The following is a 520-nucleotide window of genomic DNA, read 5'->3' on the forward strand; positions in this document are numbered from 1 at the left end:
TTTTAAAACAGACGATCCAGTCGGCAAAAAGGGTGTCGAAAAGCGATGTAACCATCATGCTGCGCGGCGAGAGCGGGACGGGAAAGGAAATGTTTGCCCAGGCCATCCATCATGAAAGTGAGCGGAAAAATCAGCCTTTTGTTGCCTTAAACTGCGCGGCGATACCTGAAAACTTGCTGGAAAGCGAACTGTTTGGCTATGAAAAAGGGGCCTTTACGGGAGCGGAAAAAGAAAAACCGGGGCGCTTTGAACTGGCCAATCACGGCACGCTGTTTTTAGACGAGATCGGGGATATGTCCTTGTATCTGCAGGCAAAAATACTCCGGGTGTTACAGGAAAAAACTTTGGAAAGGATTGGATCAAACAAAAGCAGGAAGATCGATGTCCGCATTATCACAGCAACACACCGGAATTTGGAGGAATTGATCAGAAAGGGAGAATTTCGGGAAGATTTGTATTACCGGATCAGCGTGATTCCCATTTATATTCCGCCACTCAGGGCAAGAAAAGAAGACCTGCC

At 47.3% G+C, this 520-nt stretch carries 1 protein-coding gene; it reads left to right on the top strand.

Annotated elements, in window-relative coordinates; all coding sequences use genetic code 11:
- Positions 1 to 520: sigma 54-interacting transcriptional regulator (locus ACLWS4_RS37380; RefSeq protein ID WP_416876480.1), on the top strand; the 520-nt coding region annotated here is incomplete at both ends.

The sequence above is a fragment of the Kitasatospora sp. SC0581 genome (genome assembly GCF_048159585.1).
Taxonomy (GTDB): Bacteria; Actinomycetota; Actinomycetes; order Streptomycetales; family Streptomycetaceae; genus Kitasatospora.